At 70.9% G+C, this 18864-nt stretch carries 15 protein-coding genes; 4 read left to right on the forward strand and 11 right to left on the reverse strand.

The genetic code is table 11. The features are described 5' to 3' along the window. Window positions 1-46: 46 nt before the first annotated feature. Both ACIOC1_RS30900 and ACIOC1_RS30905 read right to left on the reverse strand, forming a co-directional pair. The gene (locus tag ACIOC1_RS30900; RefSeq protein ID WP_401857237.1) at window positions 47-709 is read right to left on the reverse strand and encodes a histidine phosphatase family protein; all 663 of its coding nucleotides are present in this window, start codon (window positions 707-709) and stop codon (window positions 47-49) included. A 58-nt stretch (window positions 710-767) separates the two neighbouring features. Next, the gene (locus tag ACIOC1_RS30905) at window positions 768-1637 is read right to left on the reverse strand and encodes an SDR family NAD(P)-dependent oxidoreductase (RefSeq protein WP_401857239.1); all 870 of its coding nucleotides are present in this window, start codon (window positions 1635-1637) and stop codon (window positions 768-770) included. Window positions 1638-1709: 72 nt separating this feature from the next. Here ACIOC1_RS30905 and ACIOC1_RS30910 point away from each other — a divergent pair, with 72 nt between their 5' ends. Next, complete coding sequence (locus ACIOC1_RS30910) at window positions 1710-2441, forward strand: TetR/AcrR family transcriptional regulator (RefSeq protein WP_401857241.1); 732 nt, start codon at window positions 1710-1712, stop codon at window positions 2439-2441. Here ACIOC1_RS30910 and ACIOC1_RS30915 read toward each other — a convergent pair. The 4 genes from ACIOC1_RS30915 to nrdR all read right to left on the reverse strand — a co-directional run bounded on the left by ACIOC1_RS30915 (window position 2404) and on the right by nrdR (window position 7694). After that, window positions 2404-3240: a sigma factor-like helix-turn-helix DNA-binding protein gene (locus ACIOC1_RS30915; protein WP_401857243.1), complete on the reverse strand. Its 837-nt coding sequence runs from the start codon at window positions 3238-3240 to the stop codon at window positions 2404-2406. The two genes, ACIOC1_RS30910 and ACIOC1_RS30915, sit on opposite strands and share 38 nt — an antisense overlap. A 161-nt stretch (window positions 3241-3401) precedes the next feature. After that, entirely contained in the window at window positions 3402-4007 is a 606-nt protein-coding gene (locus tag ACIOC1_RS30920) for a YdbC family protein (RefSeq protein ID WP_401857245.1), read from the reverse strand. Between the two features lie 156 nt (window positions 4008-4163). Then, window positions 4164-7061: a vitamin B12-dependent ribonucleotide reductase gene (locus ACIOC1_RS30925; RefSeq protein WP_355338233.1), complete on the reverse strand. Its 2898-nt coding sequence runs from the start codon at window positions 7059-7061 to the stop codon at window positions 4164-4166. 120 nt (window positions 7062-7181) lie between these two features. Continuing rightward, window positions 7182-7694: a transcriptional regulator NrdR gene (gene nrdR / locus ACIOC1_RS30930; protein ID WP_391052211.1), complete on the reverse strand. Its 513-nt coding sequence runs from the start codon at window positions 7692-7694 to the stop codon at window positions 7182-7184. Between the two features lie 505 nt (window positions 7695-8199). Between nrdR and lexA the strand changes: the two genes are divergently transcribed. Beyond that, window positions 8200-8973 (forward strand): transcriptional repressor LexA, encoded by a 774-nt coding sequence (gene lexA / locus ACIOC1_RS30935; RefSeq protein ID WP_355338227.1) that lies wholly within the window; start codon window positions 8200-8202, stop codon window positions 8971-8973. Window positions 8974-9137: 164 nt separating this feature from the next. Here the strand turns inward: lexA and ACIOC1_RS30940 are convergent, their stop codons facing one another. Further along, complete coding sequence (locus ACIOC1_RS30940) at window positions 9138-11120, reverse strand: ATP-dependent DNA helicase (RefSeq protein WP_401857248.1); 1983 nt, start codon at window positions 11118-11120, stop codon at window positions 9138-9140. A 103-nt stretch (window positions 11121-11223) separates the two neighbouring features. Here ACIOC1_RS30940 and ACIOC1_RS30945 point away from each other — a divergent pair, with 103 nt between their 5' ends. Both ACIOC1_RS30945 and ACIOC1_RS30950 read left to right on the forward strand, forming a co-directional pair. Beyond that, on the forward strand, window positions 11224-12396 hold the full coding sequence (locus ACIOC1_RS30945; protein WP_401857250.1) for an FHA domain-containing protein: 1173 nt from the start codon (window positions 11224-11226) through the stop codon (window positions 12394-12396). A 39-nt stretch (window positions 12397-12435) separates the two neighbouring features. After that, the gene (locus tag ACIOC1_RS30950; protein WP_401857252.1) at window positions 12436-13635 is read left to right on the forward strand and encodes a serine/threonine-protein kinase; all 1200 of its coding nucleotides are present in this window, start codon (window positions 12436-12438) and stop codon (window positions 13633-13635) included. On the opposite strand, the gene ACIOC1_RS30955 is transcribed toward ACIOC1_RS30950, so the two are convergent. The 4 genes from ACIOC1_RS30955 to ACIOC1_RS30970 all read right to left on the reverse strand — a co-directional run bounded on the left by ACIOC1_RS30955 (window position 13613) and on the right by ACIOC1_RS30970 (window position 18851). Then, complete coding sequence (locus ACIOC1_RS30955) at window positions 13613-14194, reverse strand: FHA domain-containing protein (RefSeq protein ID WP_401857254.1); 582 nt, start codon at window positions 14192-14194, stop codon at window positions 13613-13615. The two genes, ACIOC1_RS30950 and ACIOC1_RS30955, sit on opposite strands and share 23 nt — an antisense overlap. Window positions 14195-14295: 101 nt before the next feature. Then, complete coding sequence (locus ACIOC1_RS30960; protein ID WP_401857256.1) at window positions 14296-16062, reverse strand: IucA/IucC family protein; 1767 nt, start codon at window positions 16060-16062, stop codon at window positions 14296-14298. A gap of 123 nt (window positions 16063-16185) precedes the next feature. Then, the gene (locus ACIOC1_RS30965) at window positions 16186-17019 is read right to left on the reverse strand and encodes a GNAT family N-acetyltransferase (protein WP_401857304.1); all 834 of its coding nucleotides are present in this window, start codon (window positions 17017-17019) and stop codon (window positions 16186-16188) included. Beyond that, the gene (locus ACIOC1_RS30970) at window positions 17016-18851 is read right to left on the reverse strand and encodes an IucA/IucC family protein (protein ID WP_401857258.1); all 1836 of its coding nucleotides are present in this window, start codon (window positions 18849-18851) and stop codon (window positions 17016-17018) included. The genes ACIOC1_RS30965 and ACIOC1_RS30970 overlap by 4 nt, the downstream gene beginning before the upstream one ends. Between the last annotated feature and the right edge of the window lie 13 nt (window positions 18852-18864).

Raw genomic sequence — 18864 nt, forward strand, 5'->3', positions numbered from 1 at the left:
GTTCAATCCCGGTCAATCTCCGTGTGCCCAAAGTCACCGGCCCACTTCACCACTCCCCGCCGCCAGGCGGGCCGGGCGTCCGCCACCTCGCGAACGGCCGGTCCAGGGTATAGCCGCCGGAGGGGCCGAGCAGGAGTGTGCGGGTCTCGGCGTTGTCGGGGTTGGACAGCGCCTCGAACTCCTCCACCGTCCAGTGGAACCAGCGCATGCAGAACAACCGCATCGTCAGCCCGTGGGTGACCACCAGCACGTTCGGCGGGAAGTCCTCCTTGTCGAAGGCGCGGTACAGAGTCTCCAGGAAGGCCCCGACCCGGTCGTAGACGTCCGCGCCGCTCTCCCCCATCGCGAAGCGGTAGAAGAAGTGGCCGTAGGCGTCGCGGGCTTTGCGCTGCCGCTGGATGTCCTCGACGTCCTGCCAGTTCCCCCAGTCCTGTTCCCGCAGGCGCGGCTCCTCCTTGGCCCGGGTCAGCCGGGGGTCGAGCCCCAGTGCCCGGAAGGTGTGCCAGGTGCGGCGGTACGGAGAGACGAATGCCTGGACCCGTTCCTCGCCGAACAGCTCACGCAAGCCCGTTCCCGCCTCCCTCGCCTGTTGAAGGCCGGTGGCGGTGAGTTCCAGGGCGTGGTCCGGCACCCGCTCGTAAATGGTGTCGTCCCTGTTTCCCTGGGACTCGCCGTGCCGAATGAGCACAATGCGGCGAGGGCGTCCCATGACGATCAGCCTATTGCGCGACTGTCGCTCCGGCGCGCTGATCCGGGGGTCATCCGCCTCACAGTCGCGCCGTCAGCTCCTCCGACAGCTCCCGCAGCCGACGTCGGGCGTCCCCGTCGTACGCCTGCCGGTCGGCCCTCGCTTCCCGGGTGCCGTTGAAGTACCGGCCAGTGCCGACATCGGTGCCTTCGATGAGCCGCAAGGTCGCCTCCCCGCCCTCCTCCACCGAGCTCCACGGCGCTATGCCTCCCTCTCTGACCATGGTGGTGTCCATGTACGTGGCCGGATGCAGCGCGTTCACCGTCACACCGGTGCCTTTCAACGCCTCGGCCAGGTCGAAGGTGAACATGACCTGTGCGAGCTTGCTCTGCGTGTACGCCCGCCCGCCGTCGTAGTCCTTGCTCAGCATCGGGTCGCCGAAGTCGATCGCCTGCTGACCCGCGGAGGCGACGTTGACGATGCGGGACGGCGCCGACGCCGTCAGCAAGGGCAGGAGCCGGTGCGTGAGCCGGTACCCCGCCAGGTAGTTCACCGCGAACCGCCGCTCCACGCCGTGCTCGTCCGCCTCCCGCGCTCCGCCCGGCGAGGCGGTCCCGATTCCCGCGTTGTTGACCAGCACGTCCAGCCGGTCGGCACGGGCCAGCACCTCGTCGGCGAGCCGGTCGACCTGCCCGAGATCGGAGACATCGGCGAGCAGCACCTCCGCGCGGTCCTCACCCGTCGCCTCCCGTATGGCGTCGCGAACCTCCTCGGCCCGGCGGGCGTCACGGCCATGGATCAGCACACGGGCTCCGTCGGTCGCGAGGCGTATGGCGAGCCAGCGACCCAGGCCGTCCGTGGAACCGGTGATCAGGATCGTCCGCCGGGAGTCGGTCTCGGCCTTGCCCTCGGGGCGCTCCCCCCGGCCGCCGACAACGCGTTCGTTCATTGCGAGCTCCATTTACGAGACATGCTGACTCGTTAAGAGTATGCGAGACACCATGCCTTGTAAAGTGGATTCGTGGACGAGACACCCGCGCGGGGCAGACCCCGCAGTGAGACCGCCCGCCGCGCCGTGCTCGACGCGGCCCTGCGGCTCTGCCAGGACGGCGGTTATCAGGCCCTGACCATGAAGGGCATCGCGGAGAACGCGGGGGTCGGCCGCCAGACCGTGTACCGCTGGTGGGCCGCCAAGCAGGACGTCCTGCTCGACGCCCTGCGCGACCTGGGTCTGCGCAAGGCGGAGCACCTGGACCCCGACAGCGGCGACACGCTGCGCGACGTCCGTACGCTCCTCGACGCCACCTTCGTGCTCACCCGCAAACTCACCGGCAAGGCCCTGGTCGGACTGATGGCCGATGCCCAGCACGACCCGGACCTCTCACAGCGGCTCCAGTCCACGGTGATCGGGCCTCGGCGGCAGGCGCTCCGCGTGCTCCTGGCCCGCGGGGTGGAGCGCGGTGAACTGGCCGGGGAGGAGCGGACGCTGGACCTCGCGGTCGACTTCGCCTTCGGCGCCATGTGGTACCGGCTGATCAGCCACCACGCGCCGGTGGACGCGAGCCTGGGGGAACAGATCACCACCGCCCTGGCAAAGCTGCTGAGCGCGGACGGACCCACCGGGGCACGCGCGACCACAAGCGTAGACGCGAGCACAGGCGCGGCCTCATCGGCGAACGAGCAGGTGAGCGCGCAGGCGAAAGAGCAGGCACCGGTCAGCGCCGCAACCCCCGCCGCGCCCACTGTCGGTTGAGGAACACCAGTCGTCCCGGATCGGCCACCGTGCGGATGCCGACCAGCCCCTGCGGCCCGAACTCCGGCGCCACGACGGCCACCACGACATCCCCGGTCGTCGCCAGCACCGCCGCGTCGCCGTTAATCTCGACGATCCGGCCGCGCGTTCCCGCCGGTGCCTGGCTGATCAGTCCGGCCAGGAAACGGGCCACTTTGGCAGCTCCCAGGGCGGGACGCCGGGCCGTCCCGGGGACCCCGCCGCCGTCCGACCAGGCCACCACGTCGTCGGCGAGCAGTTCCGCCAGCGCCTGCTGGTCCGCGTGTGAGGCGGCCCGCATCAGGTCCTCGGCCAGCTGCCGCCGCTGCGGCCAGGGCAGGTCAACGCCGGTGGCGGACTCCCGCACCCGTTGCCGTGCCCGGCGCCGCAGGGCGCGGCACTGCACTTCGGGCAGTCCGAGGACGACGGCGGTTTCCGCCGACCCGTAGCCGAAGGTCTCCCGCAGGACGTACGCGGCCCGCTCGGCCGACGACAGGCGTTCCAGCGCGACCAGCCGCGCCATGGACACCGATTCCCGGCTCTCGACCGTCTCCAGAACGCCCAGGGCGCCCATCGCGCCGCCCTCGGTGAGCACCGGTTCCGGCAGCCAGGAGCCCGCGTGCGCTTCACGCCGGTGCCGCGCCGCCTGCTCGGGCACGGCCCGTATCGCGCCGAAGACCTCGCGGACCAGCTCGGGCAGCGCGTCGCCCGCGTCGGTGTCGGCCGTACGGGTGAGCGCGTGCCGTACGACCTCGTCCGCCGCGCACGCCGATCCGAGCATCCGATAAGCGGCCCCGAAAAGCCGCACCTGGTGCGGGGAAGGGGCTTGCGTATCGTCGGCCGCCACTGCTGCCACAGCGGTGGCTTCCACCCCACCCGTGACAGCGCCGCCTATATCCGGCGCGCGGTCGCCACCACCCGTGTCACCCGAGCCATCCGCTCTCAGACCGTCCACCCCTGCACCACATCCACCACGTCACCCGCCACGGACACCACATCGGTGTCGAGTTCGGCGCGCTCCGACAGCCGCGTCACCGCTCCCTCGCGGTATTTACCGCGCTCCGTCGCCGAATTCCACATGGACAGCACCAGGAAGTCGTTTCCCGGACCCTGGCCGAAGACGCCGCGCAGCATGCCGGGAGAACCCGCCATGGCGGGATTCCACACCCGTTGCTGCATCGATGTGAAGTGGTCGACACGGTCCGGCCGCACTTTGCACAGGGCGACGCGCAGGACATCGACGTCGGCGAAGGTCGGTTCGAAGCCGACCTTGACGTCCAGCCGGTGCTCGAAGAGATTCACCGCGAGCATCTCGTAGGTGTCGCCCTGCGACGCGGCGATCCCGCCGTGCGGCCCGGCCATGAAGGCGTCGTAGGACCGCCGGCTGTCCCAGAAGGCGAAGAGATGCGCCATTCCGGGCTGGGCACGGCTCCAGCCGCCGCCCTGCCCTCGGAAGCCGGGCTGGTCCTTGAGCGCCGCCCACCTGCGCTGCCCCCGGTCGAACCCCGCCTGATCCACAACCCCGCAGCGCATCCACTTCACCAACACCGCGCCATCGTAGTGGCGTTGACGCCGGAGATCGTCCCTGTGCGGGGGAGGCAATCGCGTGAGGGACCGGAAGGGCCGGAAAAGGGCGGTGGCACCGGGTCGCCCCGGTGCCACCGCCCTGACCAGTCAGTTCAACAAACGGGCCGCGCCCGGATGTCAGCTACAACCGCTCGTCGATCCGCAGCCCTCGCACAGGTAGCAGCTCCCCGCGCGGCGCATCTTGGTGCCGCAGGAGAAGCACAGCGGCGCGTCGGCGTTGAGGCCGAGCTGGATCTCCAGCAGTTCCGTTGAGTTGTGCGCTTCCTTGGGCGCCGGTACCGCCGCCGCACCCGCTTCGGGCTTGGCCACGGCCAGCGGCTTACGGGGTTCTGCCTCGCGGACCTCGCGCGGCGCGGACTGCGCCAGGCCCTCGACGTCGACCTCTTCCTCGGCGGCCTCGTAGGAGCCGGTGTCCAGGTGGCGCTGCCGCTCGGGCGCGGAGTGGATGCCCAGCGCGGAGCGGGTCTCGAAGGGCAGGAAGTCCAGCGCCAGGCGGCGGAAGATGTAGTCGACGATCGACTGCGCCATCCGTACGTCCGGGTCGTCGGTGAGACCGGCGGGCTCGAAGCGCATGTTGGTGAACTTCGAGACGTAGGTCTCCAGCGGGACGCCGTACTGCATGCCCACCGAGACGGCGATGGAGAAGGCGTCCATCATGCCCGCGAGGGTGGAGCCCTGCTTGGACATCTTGAGGAAGACCTCGCCGAGGCCGTCGTCCGGGTAGGAGTTCGCCGTCATGTAGCCCTCGGCGCCGCCGACCGTGAAGGACGTGGTGATGCCGGGACGGCCCTTGGGCAGGCGCTTGCGGACCGGACGGTACTCGACGACCTTCTCGACTGCGGCGGGCGCCTCGGCGGCGGCCTCGGCCGGCTTCTCGTCCTTCTTCTTGGCCGAGAGGGGCTGGCCGACCTTGCAGTTGTCGCGGTAGATCGCGAGCGCCTTCAGGCCGAGCTTCCAGCCCTCGAAGTAGACCTCCTCGACCTCTTCGACGGTCGCCGTCTCCGGCAGGTTGACCGTCTTGGAGATCGCGCCCGACAGGAACGGCTGGGCGGCGGCCATCATCCGTACGTGACCCATGGCGGAGATCGCGCGCTCACCCATGGCGCAGTCGAAGACCGAGTAGTGCTCGGGCTTCAGACCGGGGGCGTCGATCACATTGCCCTGCTCGGCGATGTGGGCGACGATCGCCTCGACCTGCTCGGCCTGGTATCCGAGCCGCTTGAGGGCCGCGGGCACCGTGTTGTTGACGATCTGCATCGAGCCGCCGCCGACGAGCTTCTTGAACTTGACCAGGGCCAGGTCCGGCTCGACGCCCGTGGTGTCGCAGTCCATCATCAGGCCGATGGTGCCGGTCGGCGCGAGCACCGACGCCTGCGCGTTACGGAAACCGTTCTTCTCGCCCAGCCGGACGACGTCCTGCCAGGCCTCGGTGGCGGCGGCCCAGACGGGGGTGTCCAGGTCGTCCACGCGGGTGGCGGCGCCATTGGCGTCGGAGTGCTGCTTCATGACGCGCTTGTGGGCGTCCGCGTTGCGGGCGTAGCCCTCGTACGCGCCGACGACCGAGGCCAGTTCGGCGGAGCGCTTGTAGGAAGTGCCGGTCATCAGCGAAGTGATGGCACCGGCGAGGCCGCGACCGCCGTCGGAGTCGTACGCGTGGCCGGTCGCCATCAGCAGCGCGCCGAGGTTGGCGTAGCCGATGCCGAGCTGGCGGAAGGCTCGGGTGGTCTCGCCGATCTTCTGGGTCGGGAAGTCGGCGAAGCAGATGGAGATGTCCATCGCGGTGATGACCAGCTCGACGACCTTGGCGAAGCTCTCGGCGTCGAAGGACTGGTTGCCCTTGCCGTCGTCGCGCAGGAACTTCATGAGGTTGAGCGAGGCGAGGTTGCAGCTCGAGTTGTCGAGGTGCATGTACTCGCTGCACGGGTTCGAGGCGGTGATCCGGCCCGTCTCCGGCGAGGTGTGCCAGCGGTTGATCGTGTCGTCGTACTGGATGCCCGGGTCGGCGCAGGCCCACGCGGCCTCGGCGAGCTTGCGGAAGAGCGCCTTGGCGTCGACCTCCTCGATGACCTCACCGGTCATCCGGGCGCGCAGCCCGAACTTCGAGCCGGACTCGTACGCCTTCATGAACTCGTCGTTCACACGGACGGAGTTGTTGGCGTTCTGGTACTGCACCGACGTGATGTCGTCGCCGCCCAGGTCCATGTCGAAGCCCGCGTCGCGCAGGGCGCGGATCTTCTCTTCTTCCTTGACCTTGGTCTCGATGAACGCCTCGACGTCGGGGTGATCGACGTCCAGGACGACCATCTTGGCGGCGCGGCGGGTGGCGCCGCCTGACTTGATGGTGCCCGCGGAGGCGTCCGCGCCGCGCATGAAGGAGACCGGTCCCGAGGCGTTGCCGCCGGAGGAGAGCAGCTCCTTGGAGGAGCGGATCCGGGAGAGGTTCAGGCCGGCGCCGGAACCGCCCTTGAAGATCATGCCCTCTTCCTTGTACCAGTCGAGAATCGACTCCATGGAGTCGTCGACGGACAGGATGAAGCAGGCGGAGACCTGCTGGGGCTGAGCGGTGCCGACGTTGAACCACACCGGGGAGTTGAAGCTGAACACCTGGTGCAGCAGCGCGTAGGTCAGCTCGTGCTCGAAGATCTCGGCGTCCGCGGGGGAGGCGAAGTATCCGTGGTCCTCGCCCGCCTTGCGGTAGGTGAGCACCACTCGGTCGATGAGCTGCTTCAGGCTCTTCTCGCGCTTGGGGCTGCCCACCGCGCCGCGGAAGTACTTGCTGGTGACGATGTTGACCGCGTTCACCGACCAGGAGTCGGGGAACTCGACGCCACGCTGCTCGAAGTTGATCGAGCCGTCGCGCCAGTTGGTCATGACGACGTCACGGTGCTCCCAGACCACTTCGTCGTACGGATGCACGCCGGGGGTGGTGTGGATGCGCTCGATGCGCAGACCCTTGCTCGCCTTGGATCCCTTGGTACGGGAACCGCGTGCCGGGCCGCTCGTCGTCTCTGTCATTCCGCCTCCCTATACGGGCGAAAACGCCCTAATGTGCGCGGATCTTCCCGCAACACGGTGATGTCTGCCGCCTCGGCGCACCTGGCGCTCCGGCAAATCTGTGGGTCCCCGCCGTTCCGCTCAGTCGGCGGCGACTGCGGGCGCGGGGACTCCGAGGTCCTCGTCGAGCCCGCCGGGAGTGGTGGGTGGCAACTGCTCGCGCAGCTCCGTGATGGCCGTCTCGAAGTCCTCGAGCGAGTCGAACGCCCGGTAGACCGAGGCGAAGCGCAGAAACGCGACCAGGTCGAGGTCCTGAAGCGGACCGAGTATGGCCAGTCCCACGTCGTGGGTCGACAGCTCGGCGCTGCCCGTGGCCCTGACCGCCTCCTCGACGCGCTGCCCGAGCTGGGCGAGGGCGTCCTCGGTGACGGGGCGGCCCTGACATGCCTTGCGCACGCCCGCGATCACCTTGCTGCGGCTGAAGGGCTCGGTCACTCCGCTGCGCTTGATGACCATCAGTGACGCGGTCTCGACCGTGGTGAAACGGCGACCGCAGTCCGGGCACTGCCGACGGCGGCGGATCGAGGTGCCGTCATCGGTGGTGCGGCTGTCGACGACGCGGCTGTCGGGGTGCTTGCAGAAGGGGCAGTGCATGGTTCCCGGCTCCCTTCCTCACCCGCGGTGAGCGCACGACAAAATGGCCTTCGGGGAGCCTTGCCGGCCCCTCGAAGCAGTCCCAAGCATAGGCGATCCCGCGGAGTTTGGGGCCGCCGGCCCCCCGCGAAACCACTACGGGTGGTGGCTGGTGCACATACAACCACTAGATCTGGGGGCAGCGGGCAAACACCGTCGCTCCGCGTGTCGCGCTTGCGGCCGGAGGTGAGCCTAGGGGAAGTGTCGTGACGGCCCGCCGCCGGGGCACGGGTGGCAGACTGAGCCGCACGGAGCCCCCGGGACACTCGGCAGGCCGTGGATAATCGAACTTCCATTCGACCAGTACACCCGATACCTTGATCACGTCAGCGGATTTACGCAGATTCACTCGAACGTGTGTTTGGCGCAACCTTTCGAAACCCACTACCGTTGTACTAACTGCCCGCGACTGCGAAGCGGGCCGGCCGCAGTCCATGCGGTGGGAGAACATCGAAAAGGGGCCGCCGTGACCACCACCGCAGACAGCGCCACATTGACCGCCCATGACCGCTCCCAGGATCGGATCGGCCCGTTGGACGTGACAGGCGAAGACAACAGCCCGAAGCCCGCACGATCGCTCCCCGGGCGGCCCCCCGGTATTCGTGCCGACAGCTCCGGGCTCACCGAGCGGCAGCGCCGCGTCATCGAGGTCATCAGGGACTCCGTGCAGCGTCGCGGATATCCGCCGTCCATGCGCGAGATCGGCCAGGCCGTCGGCCTGTCCAGCACGTCCTCGGTGGCCCACCAGCTCATGGCCCTGGAGCGCAAGGGCTTCCTGCGCCGCGACCCGCACCGTCCCCGCGCGTACGAGGTCCGCGGCTCCGACGGCGGCCACCCGCAGCCCACCGACACGGCGGGCAAGCCCTCCGCCTCGTATGTGCCGCTCGTCGGCCGGATCGCGGCGGGCGGCCCGATCCTCGCCGAGGAGTCGGTCGAGGACGTCTTCCCGCTCCCCCGCCAACTGGTCGGCGACGGCGAGCTGTTCGTGCTCAAGGTGGTCGGCGACTCGATGATCGAGGCGGCGATCTGTGACGGCGACTGGGTGACGGTACGCCGTCAGCCCGTCGCGGAGAACGGGGACATCGTCGCCGCGATGCTGGACGGCGAAGCCACGGTGAAGCGCTTCAAGCGGGACAACGGCCACGTGTGGCTGCTTCCGCACAATGCGGCGTACCAGCCCATCCCCGGCGACGAGGCGACGATCCTCGGCAAGGTGGTGGCGGTGCTCCGCCGGGTCTGACCGACCCCAACGAACGGGCCCCGGGACCTCTGCGCCGGTTCCGGGGCCCCGCCATGCCCGCTGAGCGGCCGTCCTCCTGTCGACTGAGCCGTACGACTCCCCTGTCAGCCGCCAGCCTGAAGCCCCGCTCCGGTCGGCCCTGTCCCCGTCCCGTCCCTGCCCTGTCAGCCGACGACCGCCGCCGTCGCCGCCGCGTCGATCGCCGCCAGAGAACGCCGGACCTGATTGCGGTCGGTCGTGTACCAGAGGTCGGGCATGGAGGACCGCAGGAAGCTGCCGTAGCGGGCGTTGGCCAGCCGTGGATCGAGTACGGCGACCACGCCGCGGTCGCCCATCGCCCGGATCAGCCGTCCCGCGCCCTGTGCCATCAACAGGGCCGCGTGGGTGGCGGCCACGGCCATGAAGCCGTTACCGCCGTGCTCCTCGACCGACTTCTGCCGGGCGCTCATCAGCGGGTCGTCCGGCCGCGGGAACGGGATCCGGTCCATCACCACCAACTGGCAGTTCACACCCGGCACATCGACGCCCTGCCACAGCGAGAGCGTCCCGAACAGACACGTCTTGGCGTCCTGCGAGAACGTACGGATCAGCTCACCGAGCGTCTCCTCGCCCTGGAGCAGCACCGGGTGGTCCAGGCGGCCCCGCATGGCCTCCGCGGCGGCCTGGGCGCCGCGCATGGACGAGAACAGCCCGAGGGTACGGCCGCCGGCCGCCTCGATCAGCTCGGCGAGTTCGTCGAGCATGTCCTCGCGGTTGCTGTCCCTGCCCGGCTGGTTGAGGTGCCTGGCGACGTAGAGGATGCCCTGCTTGCGGTAGTCGAAGGGCGAGCCGACGTCGATGCCCTTCCACTGCGGGACGTCCTCGCCCTCGGTCCCCTCGGGGGCCAGGCCGAGCGAGGCGGCCACCCCGTTGAAGTCGCCGCCCAGCTTGAGGGTGGCGGAGGTGAGCACCACCGAGCGCTCGGTGAAGAGCTTCTCGCGCAGCAGCCCGGACACGCTCAGGGGGGCGACCCGCAGCGAGGCCCCGTACCGGTCGTGCCGCTCGCACCACACCACGTCGAATTCGGAGCCGAGCACCAGCCGCTCGCTGACCCCGTGGATGTGCTCCACCGCGGCGAGCGCCTGCTTGCGGACCGCGTCCTCGTCCTGCACGGACTTGTCGCGGGTGTCGCCGATGGCGGTGATGACCTGGCGGCAGGCGTCGCGCAGCGCCGCGAGGAAGTACCCCAGATCCTCGGGGATCTCCTCCAGGCGTCCCGGCAGGGCCAGCTCCATCACGCGCTCGAAGCCCTCGGCGGCGGTGAGCAGCGCGTCCGCGGACTTCTCGTTGACCAGCCGGGACGCCCGCTTGACCGCGCGGTTGACGGCGCCCGGGGACAGCTCGCCGGTGGCGACCCCGGTGACGCGGGAGACCAGTTCGTGCGCCTCGTCGATGATCAGGACCTCGTGGCCCGGCAGCACCGGGGCGCCCTCGATGGCGTCGATCGCCAGCAGCGCGTGGTTGGTGACCACCACGTCGGCCAGTTTGGCGCGCTCACGGGCGGCCTCGGCGAAGCACTCGGCGCCGTAGGCGCACTTGGTGGCGCCCAGACACTCGCGCGAGGTGACCGACACCTGGCTCCAGGCGCGGTCGGAGACGCCGGGGGTGAGGCCGTCCCGGTCGCCGGTCTCGGTCTCGTCGGCCCAGTCGCGCAGCCGCAGCAGGTCCTGGCCGAGCTTGCTGGTCGGCGCGGCGGCCTCGAAGGGGTCGAAGAGACCGTCCTCCTCGTCCTGCGGCACGCCCTCGTGCAGGCGGTGCAGGCACAGGTAGTTGGATCGGCCCTTGAGCATCGCGTACTGCGGCTCACGGCGCAGCAGCGGCTTCAGGGCGTCGACGGTGCGCGGCAGGTCGCGCTCGACGAGCTGGCGCTGGAGCGCGAGGGTGGCGGTGGCCACCACCACGCGCTCGCCGTGGGCGAGCGCGGGCACCAGATAGCCGAGCGATTTTCCGGTGCCGGTACCGGCCTGGACGAGCAGATGGGACTGGTCGTCCACGGCGGCCTCGACGGCTTGGGCCATGGTGACCTGACCGGCCCGCTCGACACCTCCGACGGCGGTGACGGCGGCGTGCAGCAGGTCGGTGAGCGCGGGTGGGGGCGTGGCAGTCATAGGGAGGCAAGCCTAGAGGGCCGCACTGACATCGCCGTCCGCGCCGGGTGCCGCGGATCGTTCGGCGGACCGTTCAAGTCGGGCGGTGATAGCTTCTGGACACATGCCGTTCGAGCGCCGCCTGACTCTGGATGCCTCCGCCGCGGAATATGTGATCGACGTCGCGAATGTGGTGCGTGAACCGGCGCTCGGCGGGGAACGGGCGGCGGATCTGGCCCGGTTGTCGGGTCTGCTGGACGCGCTGGCGGAATTCACCCGCGATCCCGCCGTCCAGGTGTACGCGATCACCGACCGTTCCCTGCTGACCGACGGCCGTCTGACGCCCGAGGAGCGGCAGAGTCTGGACCGCTGGTATCTCGAAGGGCTGCTGGAGGTCCTGCCGAGGGCCGACGACCGCATCCTGGAGCTGGCCGACGCGCTGGAGCTGCGGGTGGTCAGCGCGGACAATTTCCTGGACTTCCACCGCGCCTATCCGTGGATTCCCGGCAACCGGGATCGTTTCCTGCGGCCCTTCCTCCAGCCGGACGGCGTGATCGGCGTACGGCCGCGGATCATGCCGGTGCCTCCCGAGTGGCAGGTCTCCCGCAAGGAGGAGGAAGGGCTGCTCCTGGAGGCGGGCGTGTACCGGCGCTGGGACCGGTCGGCGCACCGGGCGGTCCTCGGCCGTGACTGGCGTTGTCCCGAGGCCGACTGCCCGCTGTTCGGCGCCGCCGACCGGCCGAGGAGCACCGCGCTCCCCCGCCGCCGGAAATCCCAGGTTCTCTGCCCGACGCACGGGCTGCCCCTGGCGGACGCGGGTCCCCGTCCGTCCCGCGCGCAGGTGAAGGTGGTCATGGACGGGACGGTGCGGGGCCGCTTCATGGTGACGGCGGGCGAGCCGCTCGCGGTCGGCCGGGCGCCCGCCGACGGCGGTGTCGTCCTCGGCGCCTGGATCGACGACACCGAGGTCGAGTCGGTGAGCCGTACTCATGTGATGGTCAGTTACGACGGCACAGGGCTGAGCGTGGTGGACGAGCGCAGTGCGAACGGCACCTGGGTGCGGCGCCGCCGCCCCACTGGTGACGAGTTGGTGCCGCTGCCGCACGGCGCGCTGTGGCATCTGCGCCAGGGGGATTCCGTCGTCCTGCACGAACGGCTGGAACTGCTGCCCAGCGGCCGTCAGTTCGTCTTCGAGGAGGACCCGGCGGACGGTACCGTCGGACCGCGGGTGAGCGCGGACGCGGCGGGTCCCACCATGATGGCCGTACCGTGGCCGCCGGGGCAGGAGCCCGGGTGAACCGGGCCGCGACGGCGAACGAGCGGGGACGAGGACGACGTGTCGGGGGAGATCGGGATCGGTACGGTCCTCAGCGACCGGTACCTCCTGGAGGAGTCGCTGGGCGGCGGCGGGTACGGGCAGGTCTACGCGGCTCTCGACCGGAGTCTGGGGCGGCGTGTCGCGGTGAAGGTGCTGACGCTGCGCGCCGATTGGGGCGACGGCGAGCGTGACGAGCGCCAGGGTCGGTTCCGCAGGGAGGCGATGGCCGCCGCCGCGCTGAGCCATCCCAATGTGGCCACCGTCCATGACGCGGGCGAGCACCGGGGCAGGCCGTTCATCGTCATGGAATTGCTGCGCGGCGCGGACTTCCGCCAAGTGCTGCTGGACCGCGGCGGACTGCCGGTGGCCGATGTCATCGCCTATGGCGCGCAGATCAGCGCCGGGCTGCGGCACGCGCATGAGCGCGGGCTCGTCCACCGGGACATCAAGCCGGAGAATCTGATGCTTCTCCCGGACGGCGTCGTCAAGATCTGCGACTTCGGCCTGGTGGCGCACCGCGACGACAGCGCCACGCGGTACACCGATCCGCGGGCGGTCATGGGCTCGCCGCCGTACTTCTCGCCCGAGCAGGCGCGCGGCGCCGAGGTGACCGCGCGGTCCGACCTCTATTCGCTCGGCTGTGTGCTGTACGCGATGCTCGCCGAGGGACCGCCCTTCTCGGCCGGGACATCCGTGGGATACGCGTACATGCACGTCCACGAGGCGCCGGAGCCCATCGAGCGGCGGCGCCCCGAGGTGCCCGCCGGACTCGCGCGCCTGGTGCACCGGATGCTCGCCAAGAAGCCGGACGACCGGCCGGCCGACGCCGGGGAGGTGGCCGAGCGGCTGCGCGCGCTGATGCGGCCCGCTCCCGTACGGCGCAGTCCCACGGTGCTGGACCGGAGCGCCGGCCATGTGCTGTGGGCGCTGCTGGAGGACGCCGAGGGGCTGCTCGCCGCGGACCGGTTCACCGACGCGGACGAGCGCTACTGGCAGGCGCTCCAGCACATCGCGCGCCAGGGTGCGGAAAACGAGGCCGCACCATTTGCGGCGCTTTTCGGCCGTGCGCGGGCCCTGGAGGGTCTGAACGGCACGACCGCCGTCGTCCGCCGCTTCGAGGAGCTGTCGGCCGACGCCGCGCAGGCGCTGGGCCCCGAGCACCCGCTGGCCCGTTGCATCGCCGCCTACGCGGAGGTCAGAGCAGTACGCGGACGGTGACGTCGGCGGCGAGCCGGAGGGTGTCGCCGGGGCGTACGGGTGCCCGCTCGCCGGGCGCGAGCCGGTAGCCGTGGACGAAGGTGCCGTTCGTGGAGCTCTCGTCGGAGATCCAGGCGGAGCCGTCGGGCTCGACGCCGATCATGGCGTGGATACGGGACAGATTGTCGTGCGCGGCGAGGAAGGGCACGGCGGGGCAGTGCTTCGGGTCGCGGCCGAGCCGGATCGAGTTGGCCGGCTCCACCGCGACGATCTCGCCGCTGGGGAACCGCAGTCGCAGCGCCCGCGGCGGTGCGTCCCTGCGTGTCTCCAGGGGTCGGGGCAGCGCTCCGGGGATCACGTTGATCACTCGGGTGTGTTCGGAGTCGGCGCCGTGGGCGCTCGGCAGCAGCGCGGTCGGTTCCGGGGATGCCTCGGGGGCGGCTCCCTGCGGCGGGGTCTGCGCGGCGCGGTCCGCGGCCATCAGCGAGAAGGGCACGAAGCAGCCCTGGCAGAGCAGTTGTCCCGGCCGCGTGCCCGTACCGCACTCCGGGCAGGGTTCGGCGCCAGTTGCCTCCCGCATGGCCGCCCCCACCTTTCCGCGGTGATTCCCGTACGCGTTCCGTACGGGATTCCGTACCGGGTCCCCGTGCTCGGATCGTATCGGCTCGGCCGCGGCGCGCCTCAGGGACGGGGAAGGTGGAGGGGGTTGGCGACCGTGCCGTGCACGGCGGCGTGCGGGCGCTGCGCCCGGTCGCGGTAACCGTCGAGGTGCAGCCGATTGCGGTTGAGGCAGAGCCGGTCGATGCGGGGCGTAAGGAGGTCGAAGGCGGCGAAACGTTCCTTGAGTTCGGGAAAGCGCTCCTGGTGCCGGATGATCTCGTCCCGCACCAGGGTCCAGAATTCGGCTTCGGGCACGTCCAGTTGTGCCTCGCACAGGGGCGCGAGATAGCGCAGGACCCCGATGAAGAGGCCCGCGTGGATGAACTGGGTGAGGAATTCGGGCCGTTCGGTGAGCAGCACCTGGCGTACGTCGTCCGGCATGCCGTCGTGTTCCGGCAGTGGGTCCGCGGAAACGTTGATGTCGTCGACGAAGTCCTTCACCGCGAGGCGTACCGGGATGTCGTGCTCGTCGTAGACCACGATGGTGTTCTCGCCGTGCGGGGAGAAAACCGTGCCGTATTGGTAGAGAAAACGCAGGAGGGGCGGTAGCAGCGCCGCGAAGAGGTGGCGCAGCCATACGCGGGGCGCGAGACCGGACCGGTCGACGAGTTCGGCGGTGAAAGATCGCCCGTTCGGGTCGGTGTGCAGCAGCGCGGCGAGGGTACGGGCGTGTTCTCCCGGTTCCAGATGGGCGGCCAGCGGCTCGCGCCAGATGCAGCCGAGCAGTTCGCGGTACTGGTACGGGACGGTGGGCAGCCGGTCGTACTGCGGGTGTTCGACGGTGACGGAGGCGACCTCGCCGAGCAGGATCACCCGCGTCTCGTCCCGCAGGAAGGGGTCGGCGTCCCGCAGTCCCCGCACCCAGGCGGTGACGGCCGGGGCGGCCAGCGTGCGTTCGGTCGGCAGGCCGCGCCAGACCAGGGTGTTGAGGACGGACAGCGGGAGCTTGACGGTGCGCCGGTGCGGGCGGCTGGTGTTGAGGAAGGTGCGGATCGACTGCTGGGGCAGCCGCAGGTCGTTGTCAGTGGTGAGGTGGAGGATGGATCCGTCGCTGATCGCGGGGGCGAAGAGCGGCGCGATCACCTGGTCCCACTGCCAGGGGTGGACGGGCAGCAGCAGGTAGTCGGCGGGGTCGCGGTTCCGGTCGGCGATGGTGTGCCGGAAGGTGTCGAGGGTGCCGGGGGTGAGTTCTTCGGCGTAGAGGAGATCGGGGGTGGCGAGCGTGGAGATACCGCGGTATTGGGCGAGGTCGCGGTGTACGGCGATCCAGGGCAGGCGCCCCGGCTTGCGCGCCTCGGGTGCCCAGCGGGCGGCGTCGGCGGCGGAGAAGCCGATACGTCCCTTGTTGGCGACCAGCCAGGGGTGGCCGGTCTGGTGGCCTTCGAGGTCGGCGTAGTCCAGGTCGGCGAGTTCGGCCGCCGTCAGCGCGGTGCTGTCGAGCCGCACGTCGGCGCGGAGCGTCGCGAGGAGTTCCTGGATCAGGTGCCCTGTGGTGTCGCCGCTCAGGCCGAGCACGCTCTCGTGGCCGTGCAGCAGGAAGTGCAGCGGGTCACCGGTCGGCGTGACGCTGTCCGCGTCCACGTACCAACTGCCGTACGCGCCGCGCCGGGCGCGGAAGCGGTAGGTCACGTCCGGGCTGAGCCGTAGCCGGTACGCGGTCGGGCCCTCGGCGGGCTCCGGTTCGGGGACGATCACCTCCTCGTACGCGAACTCGGCGAGCATCTTGGCCAGCAGGCGCCTGGCCGCGTGCTGCCAGGCGGCGGAGTCGGACACGGAGGGGGTGAGCACAGTGGGGCTCCTGCGGTGGGGACCTGGTGACCTGGAAGGCAGGGGTGAGGAGGGTTCGGGGAACCGCCGTCGAGGCAGCGCCCGAAGGACGCGGTGTCGGGGCGCAGGCGTTGCCGGCCGGGCTCAGAGCCGGTGGCGCAGCGAACGGTCGCGGATCATGAGGGCCGCCCGCTTGCCGGGCAGTTCGAGTTCCGCGGACAGGCGGAAGCCCGCGGTGAGGAAGGCGGCGACGGAGGGAGTGTTGCGCAGGTCGGGTTCCGCGATCACTCGTGGGCAGCCGGGGCGGTGGTCCAGAACGATGTCGCACACGGCGCGCAGCAGCGTGCCGCCGAGGCCGCGTGCCCGGTCGGCGACGCCGCCGATGAGCAGGTGGACGCCGATGTCGTGCGGCCGGGCCGGATAGAAACGGGCGACCGGGTCCAGATCGGCGCGGTAGATCTCCCAATAGCTCATCGGCGTGCCGTCCAGCACGCCGAGGCAGGGCACGCTGCGTCCGTCCCCCTCGGTCTGGCCGCGCAGGTGCCGCTCGGTGACGCGCTCGTCACCGGCCAGTTCCCAGAATTCGGCGACGGCCGGGTCGTTCATCCAGCGGGTGAGCAGCGGCAGGTCGCGGTCGACGCGGACCGGCACCAGCCGGAAGGAGCCTGCGGGGGTCTCGACGGCCGGCCAGGAGGCGGCCGCGCCGAGGAGTCCTGGCCTCGCGGCGCCCGCCGGGTCCTCGGTGTCCGGTTCGGCGGCGTCGAACGCCGTCGCGGCGAAGAGGGCCAGGACCTCGGGCGGCAGCTTCAGGTCGAGGGTGTCCTCGGTACTGGAGTCGGCGGGTGTCACGGAAGCTCCTTCCTCTCCTGAGCGGGGTCCGATTCCTCGTCGGGAGTCCGGGCCGGTTCCCGGCGGGGATCCGGTGCGGGTCCGGGGGCGAGGACCGGGGACGGACGCGCGGCCGGACGGTTCGCTCAGACGGTCAGCGGGTTGGGCATGGTGATGTAGACCGACTGGGTGTCGACCGGTCCGACGAGTTCGTCCATTCCGTGCAGCCTGGTCAGCAGATTGGCCTTGCTGCGCAGTTCCGGGGCGTCCAGCAGCCGGGCGGGAAGGCTGCTGCGGCCACCCGCGGCGGCGGCCAGGAAGCGGCGGAACGCGGCGAGCAGCACCTGCTCGTCCGCGAGCCGCTGGGAGCCGAAGGCGCCGATGAGGCCGAGGACGTTGTTGACGCCGAGGTAGTAGGCGATCCGCTCGTCCGCGATCTCGTCGGCGACGAAGGTGTCGCTGTCGGCCCCGATGCCCGGCTGCTGGCGTTCCAGCTCCCCGCGGTGCGACTCGCGGAAGTAGTACCCCTGGTTGTCGCGGTAGCGCCCGCCGCAGGGCCAGCCGGAGGCATCGAGCAGGACGAGAGTGTTCTGCTGATGCGCTTCCAGGGCGATGCCCGCCTCGCCGTCGAGCCACAGCACCGGCCGTACGACGGCGTCGAGGTAGCGCAGGAACCACTCGGTGGCGACCGCCGTCGCGGGCCTTCCGGTGCGCTCCGCGAGGCGGGTGACGAGCATGGCCAGCCGGGAGCGCACCGCGGGCGCGGGAACGCCGGGCCACGGGCGCGGCGAGGTGAGTCCCGCCACGCAGTGCGCCTGGTCGCCGGGGCCGAACGGGCTGTGCCTGAGCACGACGTCCAGGCCGGGCACCGGTGTGCCGTCCGGCGTGTCCACGCCCAGCCAGGCCGGGTCGCGGACGATGTCGAAGCCCGGGTGGGCGGCGTGCCAGCGCGCGACGAGCCCGCTGCGCAGCAGCCGGTGCACCTCGGTGCCGCGCCTCAGCTCCTTGCGGAGATTCTCCCTGCGGGAGTTGGTGATGCGCAGCGCCAGGGAGAGCTTGAGCATCGCGGGCGCGTCGGGACGGTAGACGGTCCGCACGGAAGAGGTGGCGTACCACGGGTCGCCGACCGGGCCCAGGTCACGCAGCAGCCCGGCGTCCAACAGCCGCTGGACGGCGGGCCGGTGCAGGATGTCGCGCGCCTGCCAGGGGTGCAGCGGGAGCGGCGCGGTGCCTGCGGGGCACGCGAGTTCTGGCCCGGCCATCGCGGTCAGCAAATCGGCGGCCGGTACGGGTCGGCCGCGGTCGGTCCACGCGGAGTCGGTGGCGAGGACGGCGGCGTCCACGGCGAGCCAGTGCAGCGCGAAGGAGCCGCGCGTCTCGGGCGAGTACGCGGCGCTCTCGCTCTCGCTGAGCCCTTCGCGGGCCTTGGGCGCGGGATGCGTCGGGTGACCGAGGAGCAGGGCCTGTTCCGACTCCAGGAAGGGCAGCTCCGGCTCGGGCCTGCCGGGCCGCGCACGCCGCTCGCTGACGAATACGGCGGTCCTGCGTACCGAATCGGCCACCCTCGCCACCAGGTCGTCGCCCTCGGCCGCCGCACCGCCGCCTTCACGGGCCAGCAGCGCGGCGAGCGCGACCGCGGTCAGCGGGCGGCTCGGGGCGGTTGTGAGGCGGACCGGTCCGAAGCGGTGGTGGCCGGTGGCCGACCAGTGCAGAACAACCGCCTGGGCGTGCGTGCCGCTGGCGGGCAGAGAGATCCGCAGCAGGCTGTCGGCCGGCTCCGTGAGGCCCGTCTCGCGGACCCAGCAGCGCAGCAGATTCTCGGCGCCCGCCGCGTCGGCGACACGATACGGGTCCGGGTGCTCCAACGGGTCCGGATCCTGGTCGGCCGCGGCGGCGCGCGGTCGCTGCACTGGTACGGCGGCGGCCAGCGGCACCGCCGCGCCGGGCGGCATGGGGGTGCCGGGGTCAACGGGTGCGGTCATGCCAGGGCTCCAC

This window comes from Streptomyces sp. NPDC088197 (assembly GCF_044741185.1).
Lineage (GTDB): Bacteria > Actinomycetota > Actinomycetes > Streptomycetales > Streptomycetaceae > Actinacidiphila.